Annotated in this window: 30 protein-coding genes; 5 read left to right on the top strand and 25 right to left on the bottom strand. The window is 33.0% G+C overall.

Annotated elements, in window-relative coordinates; all coding sequences use genetic code 11:
• Positions 1-92: 92 nt before the first annotated feature.
• The 9 genes from GIY83_RS18040 to GIY83_RS18000 all read right to left on the bottom strand — a co-directional run bounded on the left by GIY83_RS18040 (position 93) and on the right by GIY83_RS18000 (position 6,860).
• On the bottom strand, positions 93-809 hold the full coding sequence (locus tag GIY83_RS18040) for a PH domain-containing protein (RefSeq protein ID WP_208682728.1): 717 nt from the start codon (positions 807-809) through the stop codon (positions 93-95).
• Between the two features lie 73 nt (positions 810-882).
• Positions 883-1,254, bottom strand: coding sequence for an MmcQ/YjbR family DNA-binding protein (locus tag GIY83_RS18035; RefSeq protein WP_208682726.1), 372 nt, complete (start codon positions 1,252-1,254; stop codon positions 883-885).
• Positions 1,255-1,260: 6 nt separating this feature from the next.
• A complete protein-coding gene (locus GIY83_RS18030; protein WP_208682724.1) occupies positions 1,261-1,611 on the bottom strand; it encodes a DUF4260 domain-containing protein in 351 nt (116 codons plus the stop codon).
• Positions 1,611-2,009, bottom strand: coding sequence for a GNAT family N-acetyltransferase (locus GIY83_RS18025; RefSeq protein WP_208682722.1), 399 nt, complete (start codon positions 2,007-2,009; stop codon positions 1,611-1,613). Before GIY83_RS18025 ends, GIY83_RS18030 begins: the two co-directional genes overlap by 1 nt.
• Before the next feature lie 59 nt (positions 2,010-2,068).
• The gene (locus GIY83_RS18020) at positions 2,069-2,851 is read right to left on the bottom strand and encodes a cyclase family protein (RefSeq protein ID WP_208682720.1); all 783 of its coding nucleotides are present in this window, start codon (positions 2,849-2,851) and stop codon (positions 2,069-2,071) included.
• Positions 2,852-2,902: 51 nt separating this feature from the next.
• On the bottom strand, positions 2,903-3,220 hold the full coding sequence (locus GIY83_RS18015) for a GxxExxY protein (protein WP_370514212.1): 318 nt from the start codon (positions 3,218-3,220) through the stop codon (positions 2,903-2,905).
• 183 nt (positions 3,221-3,403) lie between these two features.
• Positions 3,404-4,537, bottom strand: a complete 1,134-nt coding sequence (gene hemW / locus GIY83_RS18010) for a radical SAM family heme chaperone HemW (RefSeq protein WP_194619919.1) — start codon at positions 4,535-4,537, stop codon at positions 3,404-3,406.
• Between the two features lie 89 nt (positions 4,538-4,626).
• Positions 4,627-5,181 (bottom strand): crossover junction endodeoxyribonuclease RuvC, encoded by a 555-nt coding sequence (gene ruvC / locus GIY83_RS18005; RefSeq protein ID WP_099710470.1) that lies wholly within the window; start codon positions 5,179-5,181, stop codon positions 4,627-4,629.
• Positions 5,182-5,186: 5 nt separating this feature from the next.
• Complete coding sequence (locus tag GIY83_RS18000; protein WP_208682719.1) at positions 5,187-6,860, bottom strand: WG repeat-containing protein; 1,674 nt, start codon at positions 6,858-6,860, stop codon at positions 5,187-5,189.
• A 178-nt stretch (positions 6,861-7,038) separates the two neighbouring features.
• On the opposite strand from GIY83_RS18000, the gene GIY83_RS17995 reads away from it, so the two are divergent.
• Both GIY83_RS17995 and GIY83_RS17990 read left to right on the top strand, forming a co-directional pair.
• A complete protein-coding gene (locus GIY83_RS17995) occupies positions 7,039-7,983 on the top strand; it encodes a lysylphosphatidylglycerol synthase domain-containing protein (protein ID WP_208687218.1) in 945 nt (314 codons plus the stop codon).
• Positions 7,980-9,083: a glycosyltransferase gene (locus tag GIY83_RS17990; protein ID WP_208682717.1), complete on the top strand. Its 1,104-nt coding sequence runs from the start codon at positions 7,980-7,982 to the stop codon at positions 9,081-9,083. Before GIY83_RS17995 ends, GIY83_RS17990 begins: the two co-directional genes overlap by 4 nt.
• Positions 9,084-9,367: 284 nt before the next feature.
• Here GIY83_RS17990 and GIY83_RS17985 read toward each other — a convergent pair whose 3' ends face one another.
• Together GIY83_RS17985 and GIY83_RS17980 are read right to left on the bottom strand one after the other, a co-directional pair.
• Positions 9,368-9,853: a hypothetical protein gene (locus tag GIY83_RS17985; RefSeq protein ID WP_208682715.1), complete on the bottom strand. Its 486-nt coding sequence runs from the start codon at positions 9,851-9,853 to the stop codon at positions 9,368-9,370.
• A 47-nt stretch (positions 9,854-9,900) separates the two neighbouring features.
• Positions 9,901-10,284: a hypothetical protein gene (locus GIY83_RS17980; RefSeq protein WP_208682713.1), complete on the bottom strand. Its 384-nt coding sequence runs from the start codon at positions 10,282-10,284 to the stop codon at positions 9,901-9,903.
• Between the two features lie 49 nt (positions 10,285-10,333).
• Here GIY83_RS17980 and GIY83_RS17975 point away from each other — a divergent pair, with 49 nt between their 5' ends.
• Positions 10,334-10,834, top strand: coding sequence for a DUF456 domain-containing protein (locus GIY83_RS17975; RefSeq protein WP_194619929.1), 501 nt, complete (start codon positions 10,334-10,336; stop codon positions 10,832-10,834).
• Between the two features lie 274 nt (positions 10,835-11,108).
• Positions 11,109-11,711: a DUF937 domain-containing protein gene (locus tag GIY83_RS17970; protein ID WP_194619931.1), complete on the top strand. Its 603-nt coding sequence runs from the start codon at positions 11,109-11,111 to the stop codon at positions 11,709-11,711.
• Positions 11,712-11,779: 68 nt separating this feature from the next.
• Here GIY83_RS17970 and GIY83_RS17965 read toward each other — a convergent pair whose 3' ends face one another.
• The 6 genes from GIY83_RS17965 to GIY83_RS17940 all read right to left on the bottom strand — a co-directional run bounded on the left by GIY83_RS17965 (position 11,780) and on the right by GIY83_RS17940 (position 16,967).
• Entirely contained in the window at positions 11,780-12,688 is a 909-nt protein-coding gene (locus GIY83_RS17965; protein WP_083695183.1) for a pseudouridine synthase, read from the bottom strand.
• 367 nt (positions 12,689-13,055) lie between these two features.
• A complete protein-coding gene (locus GIY83_RS17960) occupies positions 13,056-14,012 on the bottom strand; it encodes a geranylgeranylglycerol-phosphate geranylgeranyltransferase (RefSeq protein ID WP_194619933.1) in 957 nt (318 codons plus the stop codon).
• A 195-nt stretch (positions 14,013-14,207) separates the two neighbouring features.
• Positions 14,208-14,672 carry a DUF502 domain-containing protein gene (locus tag GIY83_RS17955; protein WP_228520611.1) on the bottom strand — a complete coding sequence of 155 codons (465 nt, stop codon included), beginning with the start codon at positions 14,670-14,672 and terminating at the stop codon, positions 14,208-14,210.
• A gap of 72 nt (positions 14,673-14,744) precedes the next feature.
• Complete coding sequence (locus GIY83_RS17950; protein ID WP_194619935.1) at positions 14,745-15,683, bottom strand: mevalonate kinase; 939 nt, start codon at positions 15,681-15,683, stop codon at positions 14,745-14,747.
• Between the two features lie 2 nt (positions 15,684-15,685).
• Complete coding sequence (locus GIY83_RS17945) at positions 15,686-15,835, bottom strand: hypothetical protein (RefSeq protein ID WP_194619937.1); 150 nt, start codon at positions 15,833-15,835, stop codon at positions 15,686-15,688.
• A 31-nt stretch (positions 15,836-15,866) separates the two neighbouring features.
• Positions 15,867-16,967 (bottom strand): diphosphomevalonate/mevalonate 3,5-bisphosphate decarboxylase family protein, encoded by a 1,101-nt coding sequence (locus GIY83_RS17940; RefSeq protein ID WP_194619939.1) that lies wholly within the window; start codon positions 16,965-16,967, stop codon positions 15,867-15,869.
• Positions 16,968-17,120: 153 nt separating this feature from the next.
• On the opposite strand from GIY83_RS17940, the gene GIY83_RS17935 reads away from it, so the two are divergent.
• Positions 17,121-17,597, top strand: a complete 477-nt coding sequence (locus GIY83_RS17935) for a TspO/MBR family protein (protein ID WP_194619990.1) — start codon at positions 17,121-17,123, stop codon at positions 17,595-17,597.
• Between the two features lie 16 nt (positions 17,598-17,613).
• Here GIY83_RS17935 and GIY83_RS17930 read toward each other — a convergent pair whose 3' ends face one another.
• From GIY83_RS17930 to GIY83_RS17895, 8 genes are all read right to left on the bottom strand, one after another.
• Positions 17,614-18,363: a hypothetical protein gene (locus GIY83_RS17930; protein WP_194619941.1), complete on the bottom strand. Its 750-nt coding sequence runs from the start codon at positions 18,361-18,363 to the stop codon at positions 17,614-17,616.
• Between the two features lie 9 nt (positions 18,364-18,372).
• Positions 18,373-19,110, bottom strand: coding sequence for a hypothetical protein (locus tag GIY83_RS17925; protein ID WP_208682712.1), 738 nt, complete (start codon positions 19,108-19,110; stop codon positions 18,373-18,375).
• A 77-nt stretch (positions 19,111-19,187) separates the two neighbouring features.
• Positions 19,188-19,853 carry an MBL fold metallo-hydrolase gene (locus GIY83_RS17920; protein WP_208682711.1) on the bottom strand — a complete coding sequence of 222 codons (666 nt, stop codon included), beginning with the start codon at positions 19,851-19,853 and terminating at the stop codon, positions 19,188-19,190.
• Positions 19,854-19,913: 60 nt separating this feature from the next.
• A complete protein-coding gene (locus GIY83_RS17915; RefSeq protein WP_194619947.1) occupies positions 19,914-20,486 on the bottom strand; it encodes a Crp/Fnr family transcriptional regulator in 573 nt (190 codons plus the stop codon).
• Positions 20,487-20,489: 3 nt separating this feature from the next.
• On the bottom strand, positions 20,490-21,137 hold the full coding sequence (locus tag GIY83_RS17910; RefSeq protein WP_208682710.1) for an HAD family hydrolase: 648 nt from the start codon (positions 21,135-21,137) through the stop codon (positions 20,490-20,492).
• A 4-nt stretch (positions 21,138-21,141) separates the two neighbouring features.
• A complete protein-coding gene (locus GIY83_RS17905) occupies positions 21,142-22,350 on the bottom strand; it encodes an NAD(P)/FAD-dependent oxidoreductase (RefSeq protein WP_194619950.1) in 1,209 nt (402 codons plus the stop codon).
• 207 nt (positions 22,351-22,557) lie between these two features.
• Positions 22,558-23,235: a glycerophosphodiester phosphodiesterase family protein gene (locus GIY83_RS17900; RefSeq protein ID WP_208682709.1), complete on the bottom strand. Its 678-nt coding sequence runs from the start codon at positions 23,233-23,235 to the stop codon at positions 22,558-22,560.
• Between the two features lie 331 nt (positions 23,236-23,566).
• Positions 23,567-25,156 carry an alpha-amylase family glycosyl hydrolase gene (locus GIY83_RS17895; protein ID WP_208682708.1) on the bottom strand — a complete coding sequence of 530 codons (1,590 nt, stop codon included), beginning with the start codon at positions 25,154-25,156 and terminating at the stop codon, positions 23,567-23,569.
• Positions 25,157-25,223 lie beyond the last annotated feature (67 nt).

Raw genomic sequence — 25,223 nt, 5'->3', positions numbered from 1 at the left:
TATATAAAGAAAAACCATCAGCTATAAAACTGATGGTTTTTTTCTTTGCGAACCTTGCGTAAAATCCTTGCGCCCTCTTTGCGGTTAGATTATTACATATAGCTCAATATTTCTTTTTTGTAAGCATCATATTCACCTTGCATGATTAAACCATTATCAAGCAATTTTTTATAATTCTGTAATTTATCAAAAAGTTCTTCTTTAGATAAATCACTTAATTTACGATCTCCTGTTGCAGGTTGTGCTGGCTGAATTGGCTCATAAGTTTCTGTATAAGATGGAGTAGCAGCCGGCATAATTTCAGCATAATTGGTTACTTCTTCCGTTTCAACTTCTTCCACTTCATCTTCAATATCGTCTTCTTCTTCAACAACTTGTGCTGTTTCTACAATTGGAGTTTCGGCAATAATAGGATTTTTTATTAAATCCAATTGCTCTTTTGCGTAAGTATATATTTTTCTGGCCTGAATTTTCGGAATGTAATCAATCGAAATAGAAAAATCAGTATTGGTATTAAATGAGAATTCAGAACCTAAAATATTTTCTTTTACAAAAGCACCCGCAACATTATCCCAGGTATAATCTGTAAAATCCATTGAAAGGCCTAAATTTTTAGGTTGACAAATAATGATTCGTTTGTTTGTTAATACAATACTATCAGGAAAAACAGTAATTGCCGGTTTTTTTTGAACGGCAATATATCCAATTTCTTCACCTTTCATCAATAAATCATTGAGTTTTGAAGTGACTTTTTCAATCGCTTTTGGATCTTGTTCTTCGTTCAGAAATTTTTTAAATTGTTCTTTCATGGTTTAATAAAGTTGCTGAGTTACCAGGTAACTGAGTTGCTAAGTTTTTTGACTGACATTGCAAATGTAATGCCTAATTTTCTAATTCAATAATTTCATTCTGAATTTTCTTTGTCAAACTTTTGAAAACCAATTCATACGAATGATCGATTAATTCTTTGACCAAGGTATTCGATAAATTTCCGTTTAAGGCAATCGTATTCCAATGCACTTTGCTCATATGGAATCCCGGTTTTATCTCATCATATTCGGCTCTCAGTTCCTGGGCACGTTCCGGATCGCATTTTAAATTGACTGAAGGTTCATTTTTTTCCCATTGTGATAAGGAAGATAAGGCAAACATTTTTCCGCCCACCTTAAAAACCAAAGTATCTTCATCAAAAGGAAAATGTTCGCTAACTCCTTTTTTCGAAAGACAATATTCGTAAAATGTTTCTAGATTCATCTTATTTTATTTACCAATTTCACCTAAATGTGTGTATTTAAAACCTTTCTCGTATTTTAAACCGTAACCAAAAATTCGATCCATTGCAGAATGTGAAAATAAAATAATTCCGGCTAATTGAATCGTTTCAATACTCAAATAACATCCTAAAGCATAAGTTAAAAGTGCAATTCCTTTATGATGAAATACATTATAAAAAAATGCACCGCTTTTATTCCCAAAAAGATAGCCCAGCATAGACAAATCCGGCGCTAAAATTAAAACCAAAAACCACCACCAATCAAAATTTAAGCGGTTGAATAAAAAGATTCCCAGAATAAATAAAGCCGTTTCTTCGAGTTTGATTATTGTTTTCATTATACTTTTTTCTCCATTAATTTTTCGGGATGTTCCAATTGAGTAAAACCAAATTTGCGATATAAAAAGTGCGCATCAGTTGTGGCCAATCTCCATATTTGAATGTTTTTAAGAATGGGTTCGTTCATCATATTTTCGATTAAAATAGACGAATATCCTTTTCCGCGATGTTCCTCGGTGATAAAAACATCCATCACGTAACCAAAAACCACATAATCGGTAATTACTCTCGCAAACCCAATTTGTTTGTCGTTCAGGTAAATTCCAAAACAAACAGAAGCATCAATTGTAATCTGAACTTCTTCGATAGTTCTTCCCGCAGCCCAATAAATATCCTTGAGGAAATTTTGTATAAACGGAACGTCAAGTTTGGTTTTGTCTGTAGATATGGTGATCATTTTAATTTTAGATTTTAGATTTCAGAATTTAGATTTTTTGCAGAAGTAGAATCTAAAATCTACCGTCTAAAATCTGCAATTTTATATAGTATAGGTTTACTCGGACTTGCATCATTTTCAAACGAAGCGATTTGTAAATTTAGTATATAGTCTCCATCTTCAATTTCGTCCGGAACATAAATCATTTCGGTAATTGTTGCATTCAAACGTGCATCTGGATTTAGGTTTAAAGTGTCTTTTACATTCCAAAATGCTTTATGGGCTAATAATTTTCCTTCGTCATGCTCTTTGTCAACACTTGGCAAATCGATTAGCAAATGTTGAATTTCGCTTTCGCGGATGAAAATCGCGGCTTCTTCAGACAAATAAGGCGGATTTGTATTGGAGTATTTTCGGGACTTTTTGTCTTTCTGATTTGGAAGTGTTCTGATAATAAGAGCTTCAGTTGTCACACTGAGCGAAGTCGAAGTGCGCATTGCTTTTTCAACTAGTTCTTTTGTAATCATCCAATCATCACCAACTTTTTCTGGCTCAACCGTAATCAGTTTTGCAAAAAAGAAAAACTGCTTCAAAGATTGATTGATACTGTAAAAATCATTCGTTATATGTCCTAAGCATTCCGTATGCGTTCCGTGCCCATGCGGATTGAAAAAGATATTATTGAAATTCGTCGATGATTTTCCCTCAGAAACTTTCCCAATCCAATCTCCAAAAACGACCGGTTCAATTACCGGTTTTTCTATGTACCATGCAATCGGATTTTCATCTGTATTCGTTAACGGAATCGAAATATCAATGGGTTTTGATAGGTCTATTTCGAAGTTGTTGATTTTTGCTAACATATTATTTAACCGCAAGGTTCGCTAAGGTTTACGCAAAGGGCGCAAAGTTTTTTAAAGATTGTTTACAATTCTTCTAATGCCGTTTTTTATTAAAGCTACATTGAAAATTATTAATAAGCCTAATTTACAATTTGTTAATTTTAAATAGGTTAATAATTGAGCAAAATGAACTTCATTTAAAACATCAACAGATTTTATTTCCAAAATTAATTTATTTTCAACTATAATGTCTAGTCGATAACCAATATCTAGTTTTACTTCTTCGTAAATTAAAGGTAAAGGTTTTTGTTTTTCAATTTCTAAGCCTAACTTTTTTAATTCGTAAAAAAGACATTCCTCATAAGCGCTTTCCAAAAGTCCAGGTCCCAAAGTTTGATGAACTTTTAAAGCACAGTTAAATACAATTCTTGATAATTCATTTTCTCACATGAGTATTAATTTTAAAAATTAAAAACTCAAATGTGGTATTTAAAATATTTACGCAAATTTATTCTTATAAAAAAATAAATAGCGTTCTTTGCGTAAATCTTAGCGAACCTTGCGGTTAAGCTCTCATTCTAAATTTAGATAAAATAAATCTGAAGCAATTCCATCCGTTAAAAATTTTCCTTTTGCGGTTGGTTTTATAATGTTATTTTCGATGAAAAGCAAATCATCATCCAAGAATTTCTGACTTTGATTTGTTAGATAATCAAGATATTCTACGCCAAATTCAGTTTCAATTCTTTCTAACGAAACGCCCCAAATAGTTCGTAATCCTGTCATAATATATTCGTTATAACGATCAGAAATGGTTAGGGTTTCAGTTTCGATTGGAAGTTCATCATTTTGAATCGACTTTAAGTAAAGCGAATTATTCGCTACATTCCAGCCTCTTTTTTCGCCATTATAGCTATGTGCCGAAGGCCCAATTCCGATATATTTTTTTCCCAACCAATAGGCTGAATTGTTTTTAGAAAAATAATTCTCCTTGCCAAAATTGGATAATTCGTAATGAATAAAGCCATTTTTTTGAAGCGTTTCAACCAAAATCATAAAATGGTTTGAAGCTACTTCGTCTTCTGGTTCAGCGATTTTCCCGGTATCGATTAGTTTTCTTAAAGCCGTTTTAGGTTCAACCGTCAAAGCATAACTCGATATATGCGGAATACCAAAAGATAATGCCGTTTCGATATTTTTCCTCCACATTTCATCTGTTAGTCCCGGAATCCCGTAAATTAAATCGAGTGAGATATTATCAAAATATTTTGTTGCTTCTGTTAAACAATTTATGGCTTCCTCCGAATTATGCGCACGATTCATCATTTTTAAATCTTCTTCATAAAAAGACTGAATCCCTATGCTTAAGCGGTTTATGGGGCTCTTAGATAATTCCAGAATTCGTTCGGTCGATAAATCATCCGGATTGGCTTCGAGTGTAATTTCGGGATTTTCGACAACACTATAATTTTTATAAACTTCTGAAATTAAAAATTTTATTTCGTCATTTGTCAAAACAGAAGGTGTTCCACCACCAAAATAAATGGTTTCTACCATTTCAGTTGAAAACTCATTTTTACGCATGGCAATTTCTTTGGCTAAAGCCAAAACCATATCGTCTTTCTTTTTCATAGAAGTCGAAAAATGAAAGTCGCAATAATGGCAAGCTTGCTTGCAGAATGGTATATGAATATATATTCCTGACATTTTTTAATTAGATAATAGGGGTAATTAGAAAATTAGATAATTCTTTTCGTGTCTGTAAAATTTTCTAATTATCAAATTGGCACATTGATTCATTTTCTAATTTTATCTTCGTTTTGTTTTACAAAAGCATCCCAACCCGTATAACTTTTTCCGGCAACGATTTTTCCCGAGTTAAAGAAATGACAAACTGCAGCCGCCAACCCATCGGTTGAATCTAGGTTTTTAGGTAATTCTTTTAGGCCTAAAAGTTGTTGCAGCATTTTGGCGACTTGTTCCTTGCTGGCATTTCCGTTTCCGGTAATCGCCATTTTTATCTTTTTAGGTTCGTACTCAGTAATCGGAATATCTCTCGAAAGTCCTGCTGCCATTGCAACACCTTGGGCACGACCCAACTTTAACATCGATTGCACGTTTTTACCAAAGAAAGGTGCTTCAATCGCAATCTCGTCAGGATTGTGCGTTTCGATTAGTTCAATGGTACGCTCAAAAATGATTTTTAGTTTTTGGTAATGATTGTCATATTTAGACAATTGCAATTCGTTCAATTGCAAAAATTCCATTTTTTTATTGATGACTTTTATCAATCCAAAACCCATAATGGTGGTTCCGGGGTCAATACCTAATATGATGCGTTCTTTTGTCAAGTTTTTTAATTTAAATAAGAGAATTTCTTTTCAACTTCTTCCTTAGAGATATTCTCTTTAATTATTTTCTTTTTATTATTTATAATGAAATACTTTCCATTTTTTAAAACATAAAATTCATCTACTTCCTTTTTTGCAGCAAAGGCTAAATCTGTATATATTTTTTCATACTCAAGAGGTATTATACTTTTATTATTAATGTTTACGACGCCATATTCGCCATTTTTAGAAAGAATAATTTTGTTATTATCGATGTAAAACAAACTATCATAAATAACCGGAATCACAGTTTTTCCTTCTTTGGTAATCAAACCATTCTTATTGTTTTTGCTAACAAAATGATAATTAGAACCTGGACCATATTCGACCCAATTTGACATTTTACTATATTCAAAAGGAATAACTATTCTTCCTAATCTATTTATAACGCCATATTTATTATTTTGTTTAGCTATGAAAAAGTTTTTATTGTCATAAAAACAAGGAGACAAATCCTGATAATCGAAATTTAAAATTGTTTTTAAATTTTTACTAATAATTCCGGCTTTGTTGTTTTTGCTTATGATATAATAATCGAGATCTTTCCCAGTCATTATTGCATCATTGTCTATTGGATATAAAATTTGGTTAAATGAACTAATAATACCAGATTTTCCTTTGAGTTCGACTACTGTATTTGCTGTTCCGTTAAAATCTTGAATTACATCATACATGAAAGGAATAATTATTTGTCCTTGAGCATCAACTACGCCATATTGTTTTTTAAAATTCTGAATGATATAAATTCTATAATTTTTTTTGCGCAGACGACTAAAATCAAAGCGGTAATCTTTTATTTTGTCATAGATTTTATTTCCGCTTTTATCCAGTAAAGTAATATAATTTTTATTTTTTCCTTCGAAGATTTCAGATTCATGGTAACCTTCTTCGGGATGTTCTAATGTATCATATTCCGGTTTGACTATTTCTTTTCCAAATTCATTTATAATTCCATATTTGTGATTTTTAGAAACAATTGCAATTCTATTTTGATTGAATCTTTCTCCGGAATCATATTTTCCAAAAGGAATTACTTCTTTTAAATTTTTATCTAAATATGCGGTTTGACGATTTTTTCTAACCAAAATCAATCCGTTTCTCCAAAAAGTACTTCCATTTTCTCCTTTTAAACTAATGTCCGTTACAAAAATTTCATCATATATAAAATCTGTTTTTTGTTTTCCCTTATAATCGAAAAATGCCCATTTCCCTTTTTTGTTCAATGTAATTAAACTGTCAAATGTAGCTTCATTGGCATTTTGATAATTGATTGAAATTATCTCTTTTCCTGTTTGATTTATAAATCCAAACTTATTATTTTTTTCTACAAGTGCTAATCCAGAGTTTGTAAAATCGCTATTATTATCAAATTGAATAGGGATTACTATTTTTCCTTTTCTATTTACGAAACCATACTTACCATTTTTTTTGACTGAAGCCAATTCATGATTAAATAGATCAATGTCATCATATTCGAAAGGAACTATAATTTTTTGATTAATATCAATATAACCATGTTTATTGCCTAATTCAGCTAATATCATTCCTTTCTCATCAATAGGATTTAAAAAATTATATTTTCCTAAAGGGATAATAGAATTTCCTTTTTCATCATTAAATCCCCAAGAATTTTCTCCCATGATTCTAATATATGTTCTAGGTTGGTTTTTAGAGTCAACTTTATTACATGAATAGAATAGGAAGGATACTAGGAATATTTTAATGAATAGTTTTAACATATTTTGATATGGATAATCGATGATTTTAATCTTTAGAAAAACGAATATTATTCGTACTCAAATTGATTACTTTTGCGGCATGATTTCAATTCCTCACAAAGCTAAACAATTCCTAGTTCTTCTGATCAAACTTTTGATTGTAGGTGGTGCATTTTATTTTATTTATAATCAGTTAGCAAATAATGACAAACTCGATTGGCAAAAGTTCATTAAGCTGTTTCGCAAAAATCAATCGGTTTTAGGAATTGGATTTATATTACTTCTAAGTGTTTTGAATCGTTATTTCGAGATTTTGAAATGGCAGAATCTGGCCAAAGTAATTCACGAAATCTCATTAGGAGAAGCTATAAAGCAAGTTCTGGCGGCACTTACGGCAGGAATTTTTACGCCAAATGGTGTGGGAGAGTACGCAGGAAAAGCATTGTTTTATCCGAAATCTGAAGCTAAACAAGTAGTTTTTCTGAATTTGATTTGCAATGGAATCCAAATGATCTTGACGGTGATTTTTGGGCTTTTTGGCTTATTGTATTTTAATGCTAAATACGAGGTGATTACGACTCAAACGGTTGCCATTTTATTTGGAGGTTTTGTATTGCTTTTTATTGTTTTGTTTTCACTAAAGAAAATAAAAATCAAAGGATATTCGATCGAAAAGTTATTGCATAAAATCAATGAAATCCCTAAAGCGGTTCATCGTAAAAATATTCTTTTAGGAGTTTTGCGTTACCTGGTTTTCTCACATCAATATTACGTTTTGTTTCTCGCTTTTGATGTCGATTTGCCTTATTTTACTTTGATTGTTACAATTGCTGTGGTTTATTTTTTGGCTTCATCATTACCCACTTTTCAGTTTCTGGATTTTGCAGTAAAAGGAAGTGTCGGCATATATTTCTTCGGAATATTAGGTGTAAACGAATGGATTGTAGTTTTTATCAGTACTTTGATGTGGTTTCTTAACGTCGTATTGCCAGTAGTTATTGGTGCTTATTATGTGCTGAATTTCAAAACGAAAGCTGTAGAATGATCTGGTTTTTATTTTTCATATTATCTATCTATGTAATTACGATAGGCTTACTTATTTATGGTTTTACCAAAGTAAAGAACTATCAAAAAGAAGACTTAAAACCGCGAACCAGTTTTACAATTATAGTTCCGTTCAGGGATGAAGAAGAGAATTTGCCAAACCTTTTGCAAAGCTTTTCAAACTTAAATTATCCGAAGAATTTATTCGAAGTAATTTTAGTGGATGACAATTCTAGCGAAAAATTCCAAATTTTAAATTCCAAATTCCAGGTTTTTATAATCGATAATATTAGAGTTTCGAATTCTCCTAAAAAAGATGCCATTGCTACAGCGATGCAACACGTAAAAACCAAGTGGGTGATTACTACTGATGCTGATTGCCTGGTGCCTAAAAACTGGCTTCTAACATTTGATAATTATATTCAGCAACATGATGTCTCGATACTTGCGGGCGCAGTTACTTATCAATGCGAGAATTCATTTCTGGATCATTTTCAACAATTAGATTTAACGAGTTTACAAGGAGCAACAATAGGAAGTTTTGGGCTTGGCAACGCTTTTATGTGTAACGGAGCTAATTTTGCCTACACGAAATCTTTGTTCGAAAAGCTAAATGGGTTTGACGGAAATAATAAAATTGCCAGTGGCGATGATGTTTTTTTATTGCAAAAAGCGGCCAATTTATTTCCGGATAAAGTTGATTATCTAAAAGCAAAAGAGGCTATTGTAATTACAAAACCAACAGAAAACTGGAAGTCTTTATTTTATCAACGAGTGCGTTGGGCAGCAAAAACAAGTTCGTATCAAAGTAATTTCGGAAAGGTTTTAGGGTTGATTGTTTTGTTTGGAAATCTGGGTTTTGTTATTGGATTTTTATTTTGTGTTTTAGCGATTTGGCCTTGTCCTTTTTTTGTTTTATTAGCCTTTTCTAAGTTTATAATCGATTTTATCCTGCTTTATAAAACGAATCAGTTTTTGACTAAAACCAGAATAAAAAGCCTGGTTTTAAGTAGTTTGCTATATCCTTTCTTTAGTTCGACTGTCGCTTTGTATAGTTTATTTGGGACTTATGAATGGAAGGGGAGAAGATTTAGAAATTAAATTCCAATCCCGAAGGCTTGCGATAAATTCCAAATTCCAATGGAAAACGTATACTATTATGAACGCTAAGTGGCACGCGGATGATAGGGATTCGCTTTGCGAAAGCACGGATTTGGGCGGATTTTTTGTAATGTTTTATTTTGAAAATCGTCTAAGTTCAATCTTTGTTGAATTACACGTGCCGTATTTTGTTAGTACGATGACATAAAATAAGAAAAAGAAATCTGCGCAGATCTGTTTAAATCCGTAAAACCTGCGTGCTATAAATCTCAAAGATCAAAAAATTACTCTTTACCTTTTTCTTTAAGAATAACAGGCAAAATAAATTGGGTTTTTACCGGAAGTCCGCGTTTTAGGGCAGGATTTATTTTTGGGAAATCGACCAAACGCGCATGTAGAATACTATCGATTTTGATGGTATCGTAAGCAACGGAGTCTTTAGGAAATTGCGGTTCGAATTTCATTGTTGAATTAGGGAAAACCGTTACTTTTACCTGAATCGTATCGAGTTCAGGATACAGTATAGAAAGTGTATCGATGTCTAGTTTTTGCTGAATAAGCTGTGCCATTACCTGAAAAAAGCATTGTTGGCGTTGTTTTTTATCAGCGATTTTTTCGCAATTTGCTACTGATGGATATTCGTCGACTTCTTTCCAATTGATCGATTTTAATTCTTTTTGAAGTAACTCTTTTTCAGACGGAACCTGCTTGTCAATATATTGACAAGAATTGAAAGATAAGATAACTAAAAAAAGGAAAAACTGCTTCAAGATTTTGATGTTGAATTGAATAAACTGATTATGGTATAAAAATACGATTATTTTTTTTGAGAAGCTTTGTATTGCAGATAATCTTCATAGCTTTCTGAAAGCCATTGTTCTTTATTTTGCGCTGCAACTTCTTTTTGGTCAGGATATAGAGAAGACAAGCGATCAGAAAATGTAGCGATTTGAACCGTGTAATTGTAAAATTCTTTTCTGGTTAAAACAACATTTGCATCATTTTTACGATTAAAGTATTCAAAGAAAAGTGTATCAAATTCTTTCATAGAAAAATTGAGAACTTTTTTCTTATTACTTTTATAGATGCTATCCTGAATTAATTGATCGTCGACAGACAGTTTTTTAACTTGCGCATAAGCAGTATCGTTGATTGAAATAATCAAGGAAATAAATAATGCGATTTGTAAAAGTCTGCGCATTGACTGGATTTACTAAAGAGTTTGTAGGTGCTAAATTACAAAAAAATATATGGATTTACTATTGTTGTTACTTGGTTTTATATGCATGATCGTGGGCATTTTTGGTAGTTTTCTGCCTGTCTTGCCTGGCTTGACCAGTTGTTGGGTGGGGCTTTTATTGCTGTACATGACAAAAGCGGTAGAGAATAATTATTGGGTTCTGGGTATTACCCTTGTGATCACGATAATAATAACGGTTCTCGATTATGTGATTCCGGCAAAAGGAACCAAAAAATTTGGAGGAAGTTCGTACGGAATCTGGGGAACCAATATTGGGTTAATTGTTGGTATTCTGGCACCTATACCTTTTGGAGTTATTATTGGTCCTTTTGTGGGGGCTTTTGTGGGCGAAATAATTTATGATTCAAAAAATCACAAACGAGCGCTAAAGGCTGCAACGGGATCTTTACTTGGTTTTTTGGCCTCTAGTTTTATCAATTTTATGTTTTGTATTATTTTTCTAGGCATATTTTTGAGTGTCACATGGGAATATCGAAACTTTTTGTTTTAATTGTGTAACAGTTATTTAGCTTTTTTCTTATTTTTTGATTTTTTTGTTAAAATTTACAAAAAAATAATTCTACTTTGATTTGATAACGAAAGGGTTATGTTTACTGACGCGAGCAGTTTTTTTTGTTAAACAACTGTTAATCGATCGCTCAGGTATTTCACTTATTTTTTGGAAATGTTAAAATATTTTATATTTTTATCCTGATAAACGATAAAAAGCCTCACTTTATCGGTTATTTTGAATAGATTTAAATAACATTTTAAACCATTTAAGTATGACTCCAAACCTACAAATTGAACTTAGACGTTTTATTTCTTCTAATGTTGTTTCAAAGTTAAACAAGTTTTATTTTGAAAATGATGCACTTTTAATAAAGGGAATTGATGTTTCGATAGGTACAGTCTTAATGGGTTTATACAATAGGGCCGAGGAATCGGATTTTTGCAAAGGACTGGTCTCGCAAATACAAGAAGATTCGACATTTTATCAGGAAGTCGATTTTACATCCGGCCGAATTTTATCAGTAGATGATTGTTATCGCTTGGAAGGAAACGATTTACTGAAAGAAATTTTTACAAATAAAAAAGGAAGAATTTCTGAAATGATCTCCAACGAAGTCGGCATCAAAAGCGAAACAGCCAGAGAGATCCTAAACTTTTCAGCCTTATTAGTTGCTTCTTATCTTAAAAACAATCTTCAATTGTTAGACAGTCTAAAATTACTTCTGGACGATCAAAAAAGAGATATCTTAAACAGCATTCCTCCCGGAATCAAAATTATCTTAGGTTTTTCATGTTACGAATCAGTCGAAGAAAAAAACCAATCCATCGGAAGATCTATTTTCACCCTTTTCGGTCACAACTTTTTCAGTTTCTAAAATAAAAAAAATCCCATCTTACAAAAGTAAAACAGGATTTATATTCAAATCAATTTTTGAATCGTTTCTTAAACGTTTTTCAAATTGATAATTTCTTGCTCTGTCAAAAAGCGCCAGTTACCTCTTGGTAAATTCTTTTTGGTCAAACCAGCAAACGATACACGATCTATACGTAAAACATCATAGTCAAAGTTTTCGAAAATAGCACGAACCACTTTTACATTCGATGAACGCAGTTTAAGACCCACTTCGCTTTTTGCTTCTTTCTCGATATAACTTATTTCTTCAACAAACACACGGTGTCCGTCAAGAACCAAACCTTTGCTTATTTTTTCTAAATCCTCAAATTTCAAGTTTTTATCTAGAGAAACCTGATAGATTTTAGATGATTTCTGACTCGGCAAAGTAAATTTACGAATCATATCAGTATCATTAGTAAACAACAATAAACCAGTTGTATTCTTGTCCATTCTACCAATTGGGGCAATTTTTGCCGTTGTAGAACCACGAACAAGTTCCAGAACGTTACGGTATTCCTGACCTTCGTCAAGCGCAGTTGTAAAGTTTTTAGGTTTGTTCAACAAGATGTATTCTTTCTTTTCAGGAGTCAAAACTACACCATCAAAATTAATAACATCATTCAATTTTACTAAATAACCCATTTCAGTAACCGGTACGCCATTTACTTTAACGTTTCCAGACTGAATGTATATATCAGCATCACGACGCGAACAAACACCAGAATTAGAGATGTATTTATTCAAACGAATTTCGTCTGCAGCTTTTTGTCTTTTTGGAGCCTGATTCTGTTTTTTAAGTTTTTGTGCCGCTTCTTCTTCCGCAGCCTTAACAGCAGGTTTCACTTTTTTCGGCCCTTGGGCGCGCTTCGCCATAGGAGGTTTTGGCTTGTTAGAGTTTGGCCTAGAGCTATTTGGTCTAGAACCGCCTCTTTTATTATTGCCTTCCTTATTGTTCATAAATTCTGTAATTTGTGCAAAGATAGTTTATTCTTGCTAAATAATCCTAAGTTCATTGTTCTTAGATTAATAGCTATTATTTTTTAGGGCTGCAGGAGCAGTACAATTGGCTTTTTTTCAGGCATCTTCTCCCGCTTTTCGTTTCAATCTTTTATTTTTTTAAAGGAAAAATATAAAAAGATTTCCACTGCAATCGGGGCTATTTTCAGATAATTGGCTTTTTTTCAGACATTTTGAGAAAGGTTACCACAGAGATGCACAAAGATTTTACACAGAGAAAACACAAAGTTGGGAATAAAAAATCTGTGCACATCTGCCTAGATCCGCGTCATCTGCGTGCCATTTTTAGCATAAGCCATTATCCAAGCTAGGGATGTAAAAGCAAGTTCTTCCCGTGCCATAAAACACTTGGGTTTATCAAAACAATACAGCAAACGCCTGAAACAATTAGGAATTTCAATACATTATGCAAAAGCAGAAACTGCCCTTTAGAATTCGATTTCCATAAGTAAATCAGGAAAAACAACAAAACGGCAAAACATACATAAAAGTAAATATCCATATAACCCACATCATAAATGTTGATTAGGATATACACCGGAATCACGGTTAAAAATGTTAGAACTGTAATAATTTGTTTAGAAACCGTTTCGTTATAGATGATCGGAATTGTTCTGTAATTGTTTACCAAATCTCCTTTAAGATTCTCCAGATCTTTTATCATTTCGCGAACAAGCAATAATAAAAACAAGAAAACCGCATGTGCCGAAATCACCATAAAATGACTCATATGATCCTCAATTTCCTCAAACGAAACCTTATTGTAGAAATAGAGCAGAATTGCGAAAAAAGGCAAAACAGCCAAAAACGCAGCGGTCAAATTACCAACAATGGGGTATTTTTTTATTTTATGAGAGTAAAACCAAATAAGGAAAATATACGCCGAAAAGAACAAAAATGCACGCCAGGAAACAATCAAAGCCATGAAAGCTGCAATAAAATTAAGCGTAAAATACACTGACAATTTCGTTTTCTGACTTACTAATCGATCCAGCATCGATTTGTTGGGTCTGTTGATTAAATCCTTTTGACTGTCGTAAAAATTATTAATAATATATCCTGAAGCAATCGTAATCGCAGAAGCAAAAACAATTAAAAATAAATTAAAATCAAGTAAAATGTCGAGCGCCCTTTTCTCAGGAGCCAATATAAAAATCGCAGATAAATATTGTGCTAAAACAATAATAGGAATGTTGTAACCTCTCACTACTGAGAACAAACTAACAATTTTCATTACTAAAAGTTTATGCTGTCTGCTTAACATTTTTTAAAGTTAGTTTGGGATTTTAATTTAAGGCTTGTTTTAATTTTAGAGGTTTAGTTTAAAAAACATTAAAGTTTGTCTTTTAACAATGCTTTCGAACCAAAACCTAATTTCCGTATGCAAGCTAAGGCTTCTTTTTGAGAAATGTCGACTTCTTTGATGTCTTTTTTTTTCTACAAAACAAACAGAGCCACTTCAAGGGTTTGGTGCAGCAGAAACAAAGACTGCAAAATTGTTATCGTTTATTTGTTCTATCAAAAAGGTAAATTGCGTTCCTGCATCAGTTGGAACCAGAACGACTTTTAAATTTTCATTAGATTCCAAGCCCATAATGTTTTCATTCGTTTTCTTGATGAACGAATAACCCGGAATGGAACTCAGAATTCCGTTTTCAAGTCTTTGAATCAATTTCTTCGCATAAGCTGTTCGGACAATTAAACCGGCTGTAATGCAAATAAGAAATATGATTATTATGGCTACAATTTCTTCAATTGCCAATCCTAGAATTTTTACTTTCGGGAAATGATTTACGATCGGAAGCGTAATTTTTTGAATGATATGATATCCTTTTTCCAGAATAATCAATAACAAAACAAGTGGTGCTAAAAACAGAATTCCGCCTAAAAAAGTTGCTTTGATAATCTGTAAAATACTCTTCATATTAAATAACTTTTAGGGTGATGATTTCAGGAAAGCAATTCAATAGGCCAGTACTTTTTTTAAAGAAGTTTATTAGAATTGATAAACAACCTCTAATTTATAGTCTTTTAAAGATACTTTAGCGCGCTCTAAATCCTCAGTAAATCCAAGAATATAACCACCTCCGCCAGAACCACAAAGTTTTAAGTAATAATCATTTGTGTCGATTCCGTTTTGCCAGATTCCGTGAAATTGTTCCGGAATCATTGGCTTAAAGTTGTTTAAAACGACTTTTGACAGCTTTTTAGTATTGGTAAACAACGATTTCATGTCACCATGCAAAAAGTTTTCTACGCAGGCATCAGTATATTTTACGAATTGATTTTTAAGCATCGCACGGAAACCTTTATCTTTCAGGTTTTCCATAAAAATGTTCACCATAGGAGCAGTTTCACCTACGATTCCTGAATCTAATAAAAAGACAGCGCCTTTTCCGTCAAAACTTTGAGTCGGGATTCCGGTTGCTTCGATATTATCTTTCGAATTAATTAAAATCGGAATGCTTAAATAACTGTTTAAAGGATCCAAACCAGAACTTTTTCCGTGGAAAAAACTCTCCATTTGAGCAAAAATATTTTTTAGTTGTAACAGTTTTTCGCGAGTTAAATTCTCTAGAACGGTTATTTTGTGTGTAGCATATTTGTCGTAAATAGCAGCAACAAGAGCGCCGCTACTACCAACTCCGTATCCTTGCGGAATACTTGAGTCAAAATACATTCCGGTTTCGACATCATTTTTTAAACTTGCCAAATCAAAAGATACCAATTCAGGTTGTTCTGTTTGTAAAGTTTCAAGATAAGTTGCAAAACGTTGTAAACTTGCGTTTGATGCAATTGCTTCCGCCGAAGGATCTTCGGATTTCTTCAATGCGCCATTATAAAAATTATAAGGAATAGAAAGTCCTTTAGAGTCGCGGATGATTCCGTATTCTCCAAAGAGTAATATTTTTGAGTAAAATAATGGTCCTTTCATGTTTATTTTATGTCTTTCTTTATTTTATTTGGTGTAGAAGATTTTTTATTTAATCCCTTCTCAAGAATCTCTCTAACTTTTCTTAGGATTATAGGATCGTTACATTCCATAATCAATTTCATTACTTTGATTTTTTCTGCTTTGATGCCCATCAATCAAAATTTTAATTAAAGATACGGAAAATTATGATGCAATTGCACCGTCTCCAATTTGGTCGCAAATGTACTGACGATTCTGACAAAATACAACTAATTCGTCCTTAATAAATTGTAATACTTTCTCGCTAACGTTTTCGGGATAAAGTACATGAACATTTGCTCCGGCGTCAAGCGTAAAACAAACCGGAATTTGTGTTTCATTTCTGAATTTCCAGATAGCATTAATGATCTGCAAAGTATTTGGTTTCATCAAAATAAAATACGGCATCGAAGTCATCATCATGGCATGTAAAGTCAAAGCTTCACTTTCGACCACTTTAATAAATTCATCTAAATTTCCGCTTTCGAAAATGGCAATTAGCTGATCCAGATTTTCATGTGCCTGCGCAAAACGTCTTTCGGCATATGGATGATTGTGCATCAAATCGTGCCCAACAGTACTGGAAACTTGTTTTTCGCCTTTATCGACCAATAAAATAGTATCTTGATAGTTCTTGAAATTCTCATGGATAGCGTACGGAAATTCCACTCCGTATAAGTCTGAGCTTCCTTCAATATTTGCCTGATTTCCCCATGCAACAACATTTCCTTTTACACTTCTGCAAGCGCTTCCAGAGCCTAAACGAGCTAAAAAAGATGCTTTTTTGTAAAAATGATCGTCTGTCATTTCAGGATTCAAAGCTTTTTCTAAACTCATAAAATTCATTGCCAACGCTGCCATTCCAGATGCCGAAGAAGCAATTCCTGAACTGTGCGGAAATGTATTTTGAGTATCAATCGTAAAATGATAGTCTTTCAAAAAAGGCAAGTAAAACTCAATTCGTTCTAAAAACTTCTGAATTTTAGGTTTGAAATCTTCTTTTGGTTTTCCTTCAAAAAGTAAATCGAAAGAAAAGCCATTTGTCACGCTGAGCGAAGTCGAAGTGTCTCTTTTTTTAAAACCTAATTTGGTAATCGTTTTACAATTATTAAGTGTAAAACTTATTGAAGGATTTGCCGGGATTTGATTGTCTTTTTTTCCCCAATATTTTACTAATGCAATATTGCTGGGAGCGCTCCACTCAAAATTTCCGTTTTCGATAGTCGAAGTATATTTTTTAGGAATAAAATCAGTTGCTGTAAACATGAATTATAAAATTTTGGCAAAGATAGTTTTTAAATATTTTTACCATATAAGTTATATAAGAAAATGTAAGCGAAACTAAAATGAACTTATATCACTTATATGGTTTACACTTTCTTTTTAACTATTTTTGACTAAAAATTGAATAGAATGAAAATAAACAAGATCACCAAAATCGTCATAGCGCTAATAATTTGTTTAATGGTTGGGTATTCTGCAAGTATAGTAACCAGACCAAGCGTTGAAAGTTGGTATCCAACGATTATAAAACCAGGTTTTAATCCGCCCAATTGGATTTTTATGCCGGTTTGGACATTGCTTTATATTTTAATGGCAGTTGCAGCCGGATTGGTTTGGGATAAAATAAAGGAACAAAACCAGGAAGTAAAAGTTGCATTAGGTTTCTTCTTAATTCAATTGACATTGAATGCGATTTGGTCGTATATCTTCTTCGGATTAAAAAATCCGATGTTGGCTTTAATTGAAATTGCTCTATTATGGTTAATGATTTACGAAACGTATTTAAAGTTTACCAAAATCAACAAAACTGCCGGTTATTTACTGATTCCTTATATGGCTTGGGTTGCTTTTGCCGGAATTTTGAATGCTAGTATTTGGTGGTTGAACAGATAAAATTTTAGTTTCAGGTTTAATTTTTAGATTCTGCTTTTACTTTCTTAAACATTTCATTTTTAGCATACAAAAAATCCATTGTAGTCAATATGTTATTATTTTCTATAAGAGTTTTAGATCTTGGGTCTGCATCGCAAAATTCAATAAAAAGATCTTTTTCTTCGGAACTTAGCTTTAAATCTTTGGTAAAAAAAGTTGCAGGAATAGAGGCCGCTACGAGTTTCTTAAAGCTACTTTCTTCAGTTTTTTTCTTGAGTTCTTCTTTCTTGTCATTTTTAAATAGATTGAAAACCCCTTTTCCCATCCGGGCAAAGTCGATCCCATTTGGAATAGTTCCGTCGTAAACGCCGGTATATTTTTGCAAAGAAGCGGCGTCTTTTTCGAATTTTATTTTATCCAGATCTTGTTGAGAAATTTTAAATGGCTCAAGTTTCATGTTGGTTACTATAACTTCATCTAATTCTTGAGGTCTTGGAATCATATTGACAATAATATTGTTTTTATCAATGTTTTCCTGGGATATTTTTAATCTTGAAAAAAAGTGTTCTTTATGAAAGAAAAGCAAGCTATCTTTAGGTTTTACCAAAATTGAAAATTCTCCCAAATAATCGGTTGTTGTACTGGTTTGGGCTGTTTTATTGATAACCTCTACTTTTTTTAGAGGAAAGTTGTTAGATAAGACCTTTCCGTGAATTAACTTTTCTGTTTGAGAAATAGAAAGCTGATAGGTTAAAAAAGAAATTATAGTGAGCAATTTTACTTTCATGAATGAACTTTAGTTTTTAATTCCTGTATTTAACTTTTTAAACTCTTCATTTTTAGCATATAGAAAGTCTATCAATTCCAAATCATTTGATTTTTCTAAAAGTGTTTTAGATTTTGGATCGGCATTACAAAAGTTTAAGAAAATTTCTTTTTCTTCGGAGTTTATTTTTAAATTTTTGATGAAAAAATCTGGAGGACAAGAAGCGATGACAAGTTTCTTAAAATGATCGTCACTTGGCTCAATCTTTTTTTTCGGTTTGTCAAAAATCGGGTGACTAAAATTTATAGCATTTTTAATTTTACCATCATACACAGTAACCTTGGTAGTAACATCATCAAATTGCTTGCGAATTTTGATTTTATCTATTTCTTCTCTATCATTGGCGATTTTTTTAAGTTCAGTTTTATTAAAAACAGATCTAGAAACTACAACATTCTCCAATTCTTCGGCTTTTTGAGTCATCTCAACAATGAGATAGCTTTTTTCCAGATCTTTCAAAGTTAGCTTCAATCTTATAAATAAATAATCCTTTGAAAAAAACAATAAACTGTCCTGCTCTTTTGCTAAAATAGAAAACTCTCCCAATTCATTTGTTCTCGTACTTTTTTTCGCTGTTTTATTGATAACCTCAACTTTATTAAGCGGATAATTATTGGAAATAACTTTTCCATAAAGCAGTTTTTCTGTTTGTGAAATGGAAAGTTGGCAGGTAAAAAAAGAAATTGTAGTGAGTAATTTTACTTTCATCTAATGGTATTTAGCTGAGAGTAAAATTATTAGAATTGTCTTAACGAAAACTTATCGAATCTGTAAATTCTTGTTAATTATAGTTTACTTACAAATTTTTCCAATTCATTATTATTTACTAAAACAGGACCATGTCCAAAACAAAGTATTTTAGGTTTTAAAGAAGCCAGTTTTTTAATCGATTCTCTATTTATTTGCTGATTATTTGTAAACAGACTTGGCGGTTCATGCAAACCAACAATTGTAGTTAATAAATTCATATTGGTCATAACATCCCCAACAATAAGAACGCCATCAAATTCCCTGAAAAAAGATAAATGACCGCTGGAATGCCCCGGAGTTTCAATAACAGTAAATCCGGCAATACTGTCTCCTTCTTTTAATGTATGAGAAACGGGATGTCCTTTTCCTGCCCAGAATTTCTTTTGGAATTTTGAAATAATATGATTCGGATTTGGGTATTCAGAAATGACATTTCCGTCTTCTGCGGCTTGTTTTTCTGGTTCACTGCACCAAAGCGGAATATGCAACGTCTCACAAATAATTTTGCTGCTTCCCTGATGGTCCGCGTGAGCGTGAGTTAATATGTGTTTGGTTATCGTGTTATTTTTTAGAGCATTCAAAATGATATTTCCGGAACTTTCAATTCCGGCATCAATAAGAACATCTTCAATTACATAACAATTAATACCGTTGCGGGGAAATAAAGGAATTTGGTAAACATCCCTGGCTATATTCTTCATCTTTTCAAATTTTATATTTGCAAAGATTTGAATTCAGTTCTTCAATCTACTTGATAAATGTTAAGAAATGTTTTGACGAATTCTGCTCAAAGATTCAGGTGTAATTCCTAAAAAGGAAGCGATATAAATTAAAGGCGTTCGCTGGATTATTTTGGCTGGAGCCGATTCTAAAAAAGTTACATATTTTTCTTTCGCCGGAATCATCTGTAATTTTAAAACGCGATCTGCTATGCAAAGATAATTTTGCTCAGCAAGAATTCTGCCTACACGTTCCCAGTTTGGAATTTCTTTATACAAAAGCTGCATTTTTTCGAAAGTGATAGAAAGAACTTCACAATCTTCAATGCATTGTATATTTTCAAAAGAAGGAGATTGATTTATAAAACTAGAATACGAAGCAATAAAACCGTCATCACAGCTTAAATAAGTGGTGATTTCTTTTCCGTCTTTTAAATAATAAACTCGAGCTAGACCTTCAACAATAAAAAAGATTTTACTGCTAATTTTTCCTATTGAAGAAAGAAATTCTTTGGCAGTAAAATTTTGATATTCAAAACAAGAATCGATCTTTTCTATTTCATTTTCAGAAAACGAAGCGATCGATAGTATTTGTTTTTGTAATGAAGAATTCATGATTTATAATATCTCAATTAATTCCAAAGCATTATTAATTACCAATTTTGCACCACTATTTTTCAATTCTTGTTCGGTTCGATAACCCCAAGAAACACCAACAGCAAACATATTGGCATTATTTGCAGTTTGCATATCAATATCAGAATCTCCTACAAAGAGTATTTCTTCTGTTGTTAAGTTCCATTTTTTACTGATTTCTAAAGCTTCAAACGGATTAGGTTTCTTTAGCTCTTCGGTACTTAAACCAACTGCCATATCAAAATGATTTGGAAATATTTCCGAAGCGATCTTTTTGGTCAGTTCATCAGCTTTGTTAGAGAAAACAGCCATTTTGATGTTTTGTGAAGTCAGGTTTTTTAGCAACTCGACGATTCCATCGTAAGGTTTTGTTTTAAGTGTACAGATTTCTCGATATTCGTTAATCATACATTCAAAACAAATTTCGATTTGTTCGTCTGAGTTATTTGTTGCGGGCAGTGCTTTGCTAACCAAATTTCGCAAACCGCTTCCAATAAAATATTGATAAGTATCGTAAGTATGAGTAGGGTAGTTTAGATTGGTAAGTACGGTATTCATCGCATCTGAGATGTCTTCTAATGAGTTTACTAACGTTCCGTCTAAATCAAAAATAATTCCTTTAAATTTCATTGTATTATATATTATTGGCTAAAATAAACCCGCTTGTCCAGGCATTCTGAAAATTAAAACCTCCGGTAATGGCATCAATATTGACAATTTCTCCGGCAAAATAAAGATTTTGATGTAATTTGCTTTCCATGGTTTTAAAGTTGATTTCTTTTAAATCGATTCCTCCTGCGGTAACGAATTCTTCTTTAAAAGTACTTTTTCCGTTTACTTTAAATTCGGCTTTTGTAAGTTGAGAAGCTAAGTTTTGCAATTGTGTTTTAGACAAATCAGCCCATTTCGTTTCGGCTTCAATTCCGGATGCTAAAACCAGACTTTCCCATAAACGATTCGGAAAATCGAAAGGTGATTTTTTAGAAACTGCTTTTTTAGCGTGTTCCTGTTTTAAGTCTTTCAGGATTTTCTCGGCATCTTCTGTATCAACGTCATTTAACCAATTGACATAAATCGTAAACTGATAGTTTTTATCGAATAAAGTACGCGCTCCCCAAGCAGAAAGTTTTAAAATCGCAGGACCACTCATTCCCCAATGCGTGATCAATAAAGGTCCTGTCGATTCGAGTTTGGTATCTTTTACGTTTACGGTAACTTGTGCCGCAACGCCAGGTAATTCTTTTATGCGGGAATCTTTGATGTTGAAAGTAAATAGGGAAGGGACAGGACTTACAATGGCGTGTCCTTGTGTTTGTAACATTTCCCAAATTTTAGGATTACTTCCTGTTGCCAGAACTAATTTTTCTGTAGCGTAGTTTTCATCCTGAGTATCAATTTTCCAGTGATTTTCAGCTTTAAAAATCGATTGTACACTTTGTCCGGTTAAGACTTTAATGCCTAATTTTCCGGTTGCTTCGAGGAAACAATCGATGATGGTTTGAGAGGAATTCGAGACTGGGAACATTCTACCGTCGTCTTCGATTTTAAGTTCTACACCGTGTTTTTCGAACCATTCGATGGTGTCTCCGGAACAAAACTGATGAAAAGGACCGCGAAGTTCTTTCTCGCCACGCGGATAAAATTTTACTAATTCGTTTGGTTCAAAACAAGCGTGCGTTACGTTGCATCTTCCACCGCCGGAAACACGAACTTTAGAAAGTACTTCTTTTCCTCTTTCTAAAATGGCAATTTTAAGTTTCGGATTTTTCTCTGCAATATTAATCGCCGTAAAAAAACCTGCAGCGCCCCCGCCAACAATGATTATATCGAAATTTTTGATCATATTTCTTTTTTTTGCCACTGATTTCTTTTTTGCCACTAATTGCACGAATTAGCGCAAATTTTAAATCTGATGGTTTATATTATTTTTTGCCACAGATTATAAGGATTAGCACAGATTTTTAAAAATCTTTTTAATCTGTGGCATCTTTTCATCTCGAAAGACCTTTGTCAAAGTTCTAAACTTTGACAAAGGTTCTTGGAAATTGGTTTATAGTTTGTCCGGAAAATCACTGATAATTCCGTCTACGTGGTAACTCTTTATTTTTTGAATGTCCTCTTCGTCGTCTACTGTCCAGGGTAAAACAAGGAAACCTTTTTCTTGTATTTGTTTTACATTTTCAGCATTCAATAACTGATAATCGGGATGAATGGAGTGTGCTTTTATTAATTCGGCGAAAGCCAGAGCTTTATCGAGATCTTCTTCTGTTAAAACTCCAATAGGAATATTTGAATTTAGATTTGATGTTTCCTGTAATAAGCCCCAATCAAAACTTGAAACAATGAAATCTTCGTAGTTCCAGTTTTTATCAGCAATGTATTCTTCAATTAAACTAACAACTTTACCCGCAGTTCCTATACCTTTTAGCTCGATATTGATTACGCATTTTTTGTCTACTAAATCAAAAACTTCCTTTAAAGTTGGGATTTGATATTTTCCATCAATCAAAAATGTTTTTAATTCAGATAAAGAAAAAGTATTTACTAAACCTTTGCCGTTGGTTGTTCTTTCAATCGTTTCGTCGTGAATGACTATTAGATGTCCGTCAGAACTAAGGTGAACATCAAGTTCAATACCATCAGCATTTAAGTCTAATGCTTTTTGGAAAGACTTTAGTGTATTCTCAGGCTCGTATCCTTTGGCACCGCGATGAGCTATTTTTAGCATATATTGAGAGTTTAACCGTTTAACCGCAAAGGTCGCAAAGTTTTACGCAAAGTGCGCTAAGGATTAGATAAAAAGTTAGCTACAGATTATAGGATTAAAATGATTTTTGTTTCACGCAGATCTTGCAGATTGCTTCGCCTGTTCGCTATCGCTCGGGTGAGCAGAATTTTTAGAATGTATTTATAAATAATCGGTATAGATTTTTTAGTCTGCCTTATCTGCAGAATCTTCGAGAGAAAAAAAAGTTAGCCACAGATTAAAAAGATTAGCACAGATTTGAAAATCCTTTTAATCTTTTTAATCTGTGGCTAAAATACTTTGCGGTTAAATTCTATATTTTTTCCAATAAAACAAGTCCGAATTCAGAATGTACAAATGCTTTTCCGTCCTGAACTTCTGTTTCTTCGCCAGAAAAAGTATCTCTTAGTTTTGTACCATCCTGAAAAATAGATGCTACGGGAAGTTCTTTTAGACCAACGCCAAGATCTAGACCAATTATAACCTGATCGGTATAATTTTCATTGGTATAACTTCTGGAAAATATATATGGTTTTGCTGAAATCATGTTGTGTATTCCTGCGCCAACTGCGGGATGGTTTCTACGGAATTGTCCTAGTTTCTGCCAATGCCAGAGTGTTTTTTGTGTTTCGGGATTGTTTTGAATATCATCCCAATTCATGAAAGATCGTAAGGTGGCATCGCCTTCTGTGCCTTCAATAACTAGGGAACGACCCAATTCATCACCGTAATACACCTGAGAAATTCCAGGAGAAAGCAATAGTTTGGTTCCGGATTCGAAAGTTCGATTGCGATGCGCATCAAAAGGATCGGGATCATCGTGCGAGGAAACATAATTAAGAACGCTATATCCTTTTAACTCATTTTGAAGTTTGGCCGAATATTTCGAGAATATCGCTTCATAATCATTTTGAGCATCCAGTTTAAATTCAAAATTGATCATGGAATTAAAACCATGTTGAAAGTAATTTACTTTTCTATCGCCGAAATCATAATCTTGTCCAGCGCTGATTTCATAACCGTAAACTTCGGCAATGGTATAAAACGGATTTTCATCTAATATTTCTGATGGATGGTTTTTCTTCCAGGTTTCGAATGCATAATCACATTCTTTTTTAAAATCGACCCAAACAATTTCTTCAGTATGTTTTACGGTATCGGCTCTATAACCGTCAATTCCGAATTCTACTATATAATCAGTCAGCCATTTTATGATGTAATATTTAGGAGTTCGGGGATAATTGGTTCTTGTGAAGAATTCATTAATTGAAGCAATTTCTTTTTCATATCGACCTTCTTTGTTCCATTTTTCGATTAAAAAAAAGGGTATTGGTACTTCCTGATCACTTTCGGTTCTCACATCCGGAAGATTATCTACTAATGTACACATTGTAGTATTTTCGAATGATTTGTAATCGCAGACAACGCCGGTTCTTACCCAGTCTTCCGGCCACATAGGATCTTCAGGAGTTACGGGTCCGGTGTGATTAATAACGCCGTCAAGCATTATTCGGATGCCTTTTGCGTGTGCTTTTTTGACCAGATTGGCGAGATCTTCTTTGGTCCCAAAGTTAGGATCTAAAGATGTCCAGTCTCTTGCCCAATAACCGTGATAGCCATAACTAAGTCCGGTCCCTTCATCAACGCCATCATGAATTTGCTCTACAATCGGCGTAAGCCAAATAACATTTATTCCTAATTGGTCAAAGTAGCCTTCGTCGATTTTTTTTATAATTCCGATAAGATCTCCGCCTTCAAAACCACGTAATTTTCCGGGAGTTTTGGTTCGGTTGAAATTTAAATCGTTAGAAGTGTCTCCGTTATAAAAGCGATCGGTAAGCAAAAAGTAAACATTTGCTCCTTCCCAAACGAAAGGTGTTTTCGAAGTATTGTCGTTATTCATTGCAACTTATTTTGAGTCAGAGTAGCCCATTATTAATGAATATTAAAGATAAAGAAAGGAAAATGGA

Origin of the sequence: Flavobacterium sp. SLB02, from assembly GCF_009664855.1 — a bacterium.
In the GTDB taxonomy this organism is placed as follows: domain Bacteria; phylum Bacteroidota; class Bacteroidia; order Flavobacteriales; family Flavobacteriaceae; genus Flavobacterium.
The sequence above is the reverse complement of the archived record's forward strand: the minus strand, read 5'-3'. Positions and strand labels throughout refer to the sequence as shown.

Coding starts and splice junctions, on each gene's coding strand:
- GIY83_RS18020 (WP_208682720.1), bottom strand. CDS start 2,851: ATGTTAGCAAAAATCAACAACTTCGAAATAGACCTATCAAAACCCATT.
- GIY83_RS17900 (WP_208682709.1), bottom strand. CDS start 23,235: ATGCTAAAAATAGCTCATCGCGGTGCCAAAGGATACGAGCCTGAGAAT.
- GIY83_RS18000 (WP_208682719.1), bottom strand. CDS start 6,860: ATGGGAGAAAATTCTTGGGGATTTAATGATGAAAAAGGAAATTCTATT.
- GIY83_RS17990 (WP_208682717.1), top strand. CDS start 7,980: ATGATCTGGTTTTTATTTTTCATATTATCTATCTATGTAATTACGATA.
- GIY83_RS17950 (WP_194619935.1), bottom strand. CDS start 15,683: ATGAAAGGACCATTATTTTACTCAAAAATATTACTCTTTGGAGAATAC.
- GIY83_RS17955 (WP_228520611.1), bottom strand. CDS start 14,672: ATGAAGAGTATTTTACAGATTATCAAAGCAACTTTTTTAGGCGGAATT.
- GIY83_RS17905 (WP_194619950.1), bottom strand. CDS start 22,350: ATGATCAAAAATTTCGATATAATCATTGTTGGCGGGGGCGCTGCAGGT.
- GIY83_RS18035 (WP_208682726.1), bottom strand. CDS start 1,254: ATGAATCTAGAAACATTTTACGAATATTGTCTTTCGAAAAAAGGAGTT.
- GIY83_RS17975 (WP_194619929.1), top strand. CDS start 10,334: ATGGATTTACTATTGTTGTTACTTGGTTTTATATGCATGATCGTGGGC.
- GIY83_RS17940 (WP_194619939.1), bottom strand. CDS start 16,967: ATGTTTACAGCAACTGATTTTATTCCTAAAAAATATACTTCGACTATC.
- GIY83_RS17925 (WP_208682712.1), bottom strand. CDS start 19,110: ATGAAAGTAAAATTACTCACTACAATTTCTTTTTTTACCTGCCAACTT.
- hemW (WP_194619919.1), bottom strand. CDS start 4,537: ATGTCAGGAATATATATTCATATACCATTCTGCAAGCAAGCTTGCCAT.
- GIY83_RS17910 (WP_208682710.1), bottom strand. CDS start 21,137: ATGAAATTTAAAGGAATTATTTTTGATTTAGACGGAACGTTAGTAAAC.
- GIY83_RS17995 (WP_208687218.1), top strand. CDS start 7,039: ATGATTTCAATTCCTCACAAAGCTAAACAATTCCTAGTTCTTCTGATC.
- GIY83_RS18040 (WP_208682728.1), bottom strand. CDS start 809: ATGAAAGAACAATTTAAAAAATTTCTGAACGAAGAACAAGATCCAAAA.
- GIY83_RS17945 (WP_194619937.1), bottom strand. CDS start 15,835: ATGGGCATCAAAGCAGAAAAAATCAAAGTAATGAAATTGATTATGGAA.
- GIY83_RS17930 (WP_194619941.1), bottom strand. CDS start 18,363: ATGAAAGTAAAATTGCTCACTATAATTTCTTTTTTAACCTATCAGCTT.
- GIY83_RS17915 (WP_194619947.1), bottom strand. CDS start 20,486: ATGAATTCTTCATTACAAAAACAAATACTATCGATCGCTTCGTTTTCT.
- GIY83_RS17965 (WP_083695183.1), bottom strand. CDS start 12,688: ATGAACAATAAGGAAGGCAATAATAAAAGAGGCGGTTCTAGACCAAAT.
- GIY83_RS17895 (WP_208682708.1), bottom strand. CDS start 25,156: ATGAATAACGACAATACTTCGAAAACACCTTTCGTTTGGGAAGGAGCA.
- GIY83_RS17970 (WP_194619931.1), top strand. CDS start 11,109: ATGACTCCAAACCTACAAATTGAACTTAGACGTTTTATTTCTTCTAAT.
- GIY83_RS18025 (WP_208682722.1), bottom strand. CDS start 2,009: ATGATCACCATATCTACAGACAAAACCAAACTTGACGTTCCGTTTATA.
- GIY83_RS17920 (WP_208682711.1), bottom strand. CDS start 19,853: ATGAAGAATATAGCCAGGGATGTTTACCAAATTCCTTTATTTCCCCGC.
- GIY83_RS17960 (WP_194619933.1), bottom strand. CDS start 14,012: ATGTTAAGCAGACAGCATAAACTTTTAGTAATGAAAATTGTTAGTTTG.
- GIY83_RS18030 (WP_208682724.1), bottom strand. CDS start 1,611: ATGAAAACAATAATCAAACTCGAAGAAACGGCTTTATTTATTCTGGGA.
- GIY83_RS17980 (WP_208682713.1), bottom strand. CDS start 10,284: ATGCGCAGACTTTTACAAATCGCATTATTTATTTCCTTGATTATTTCA.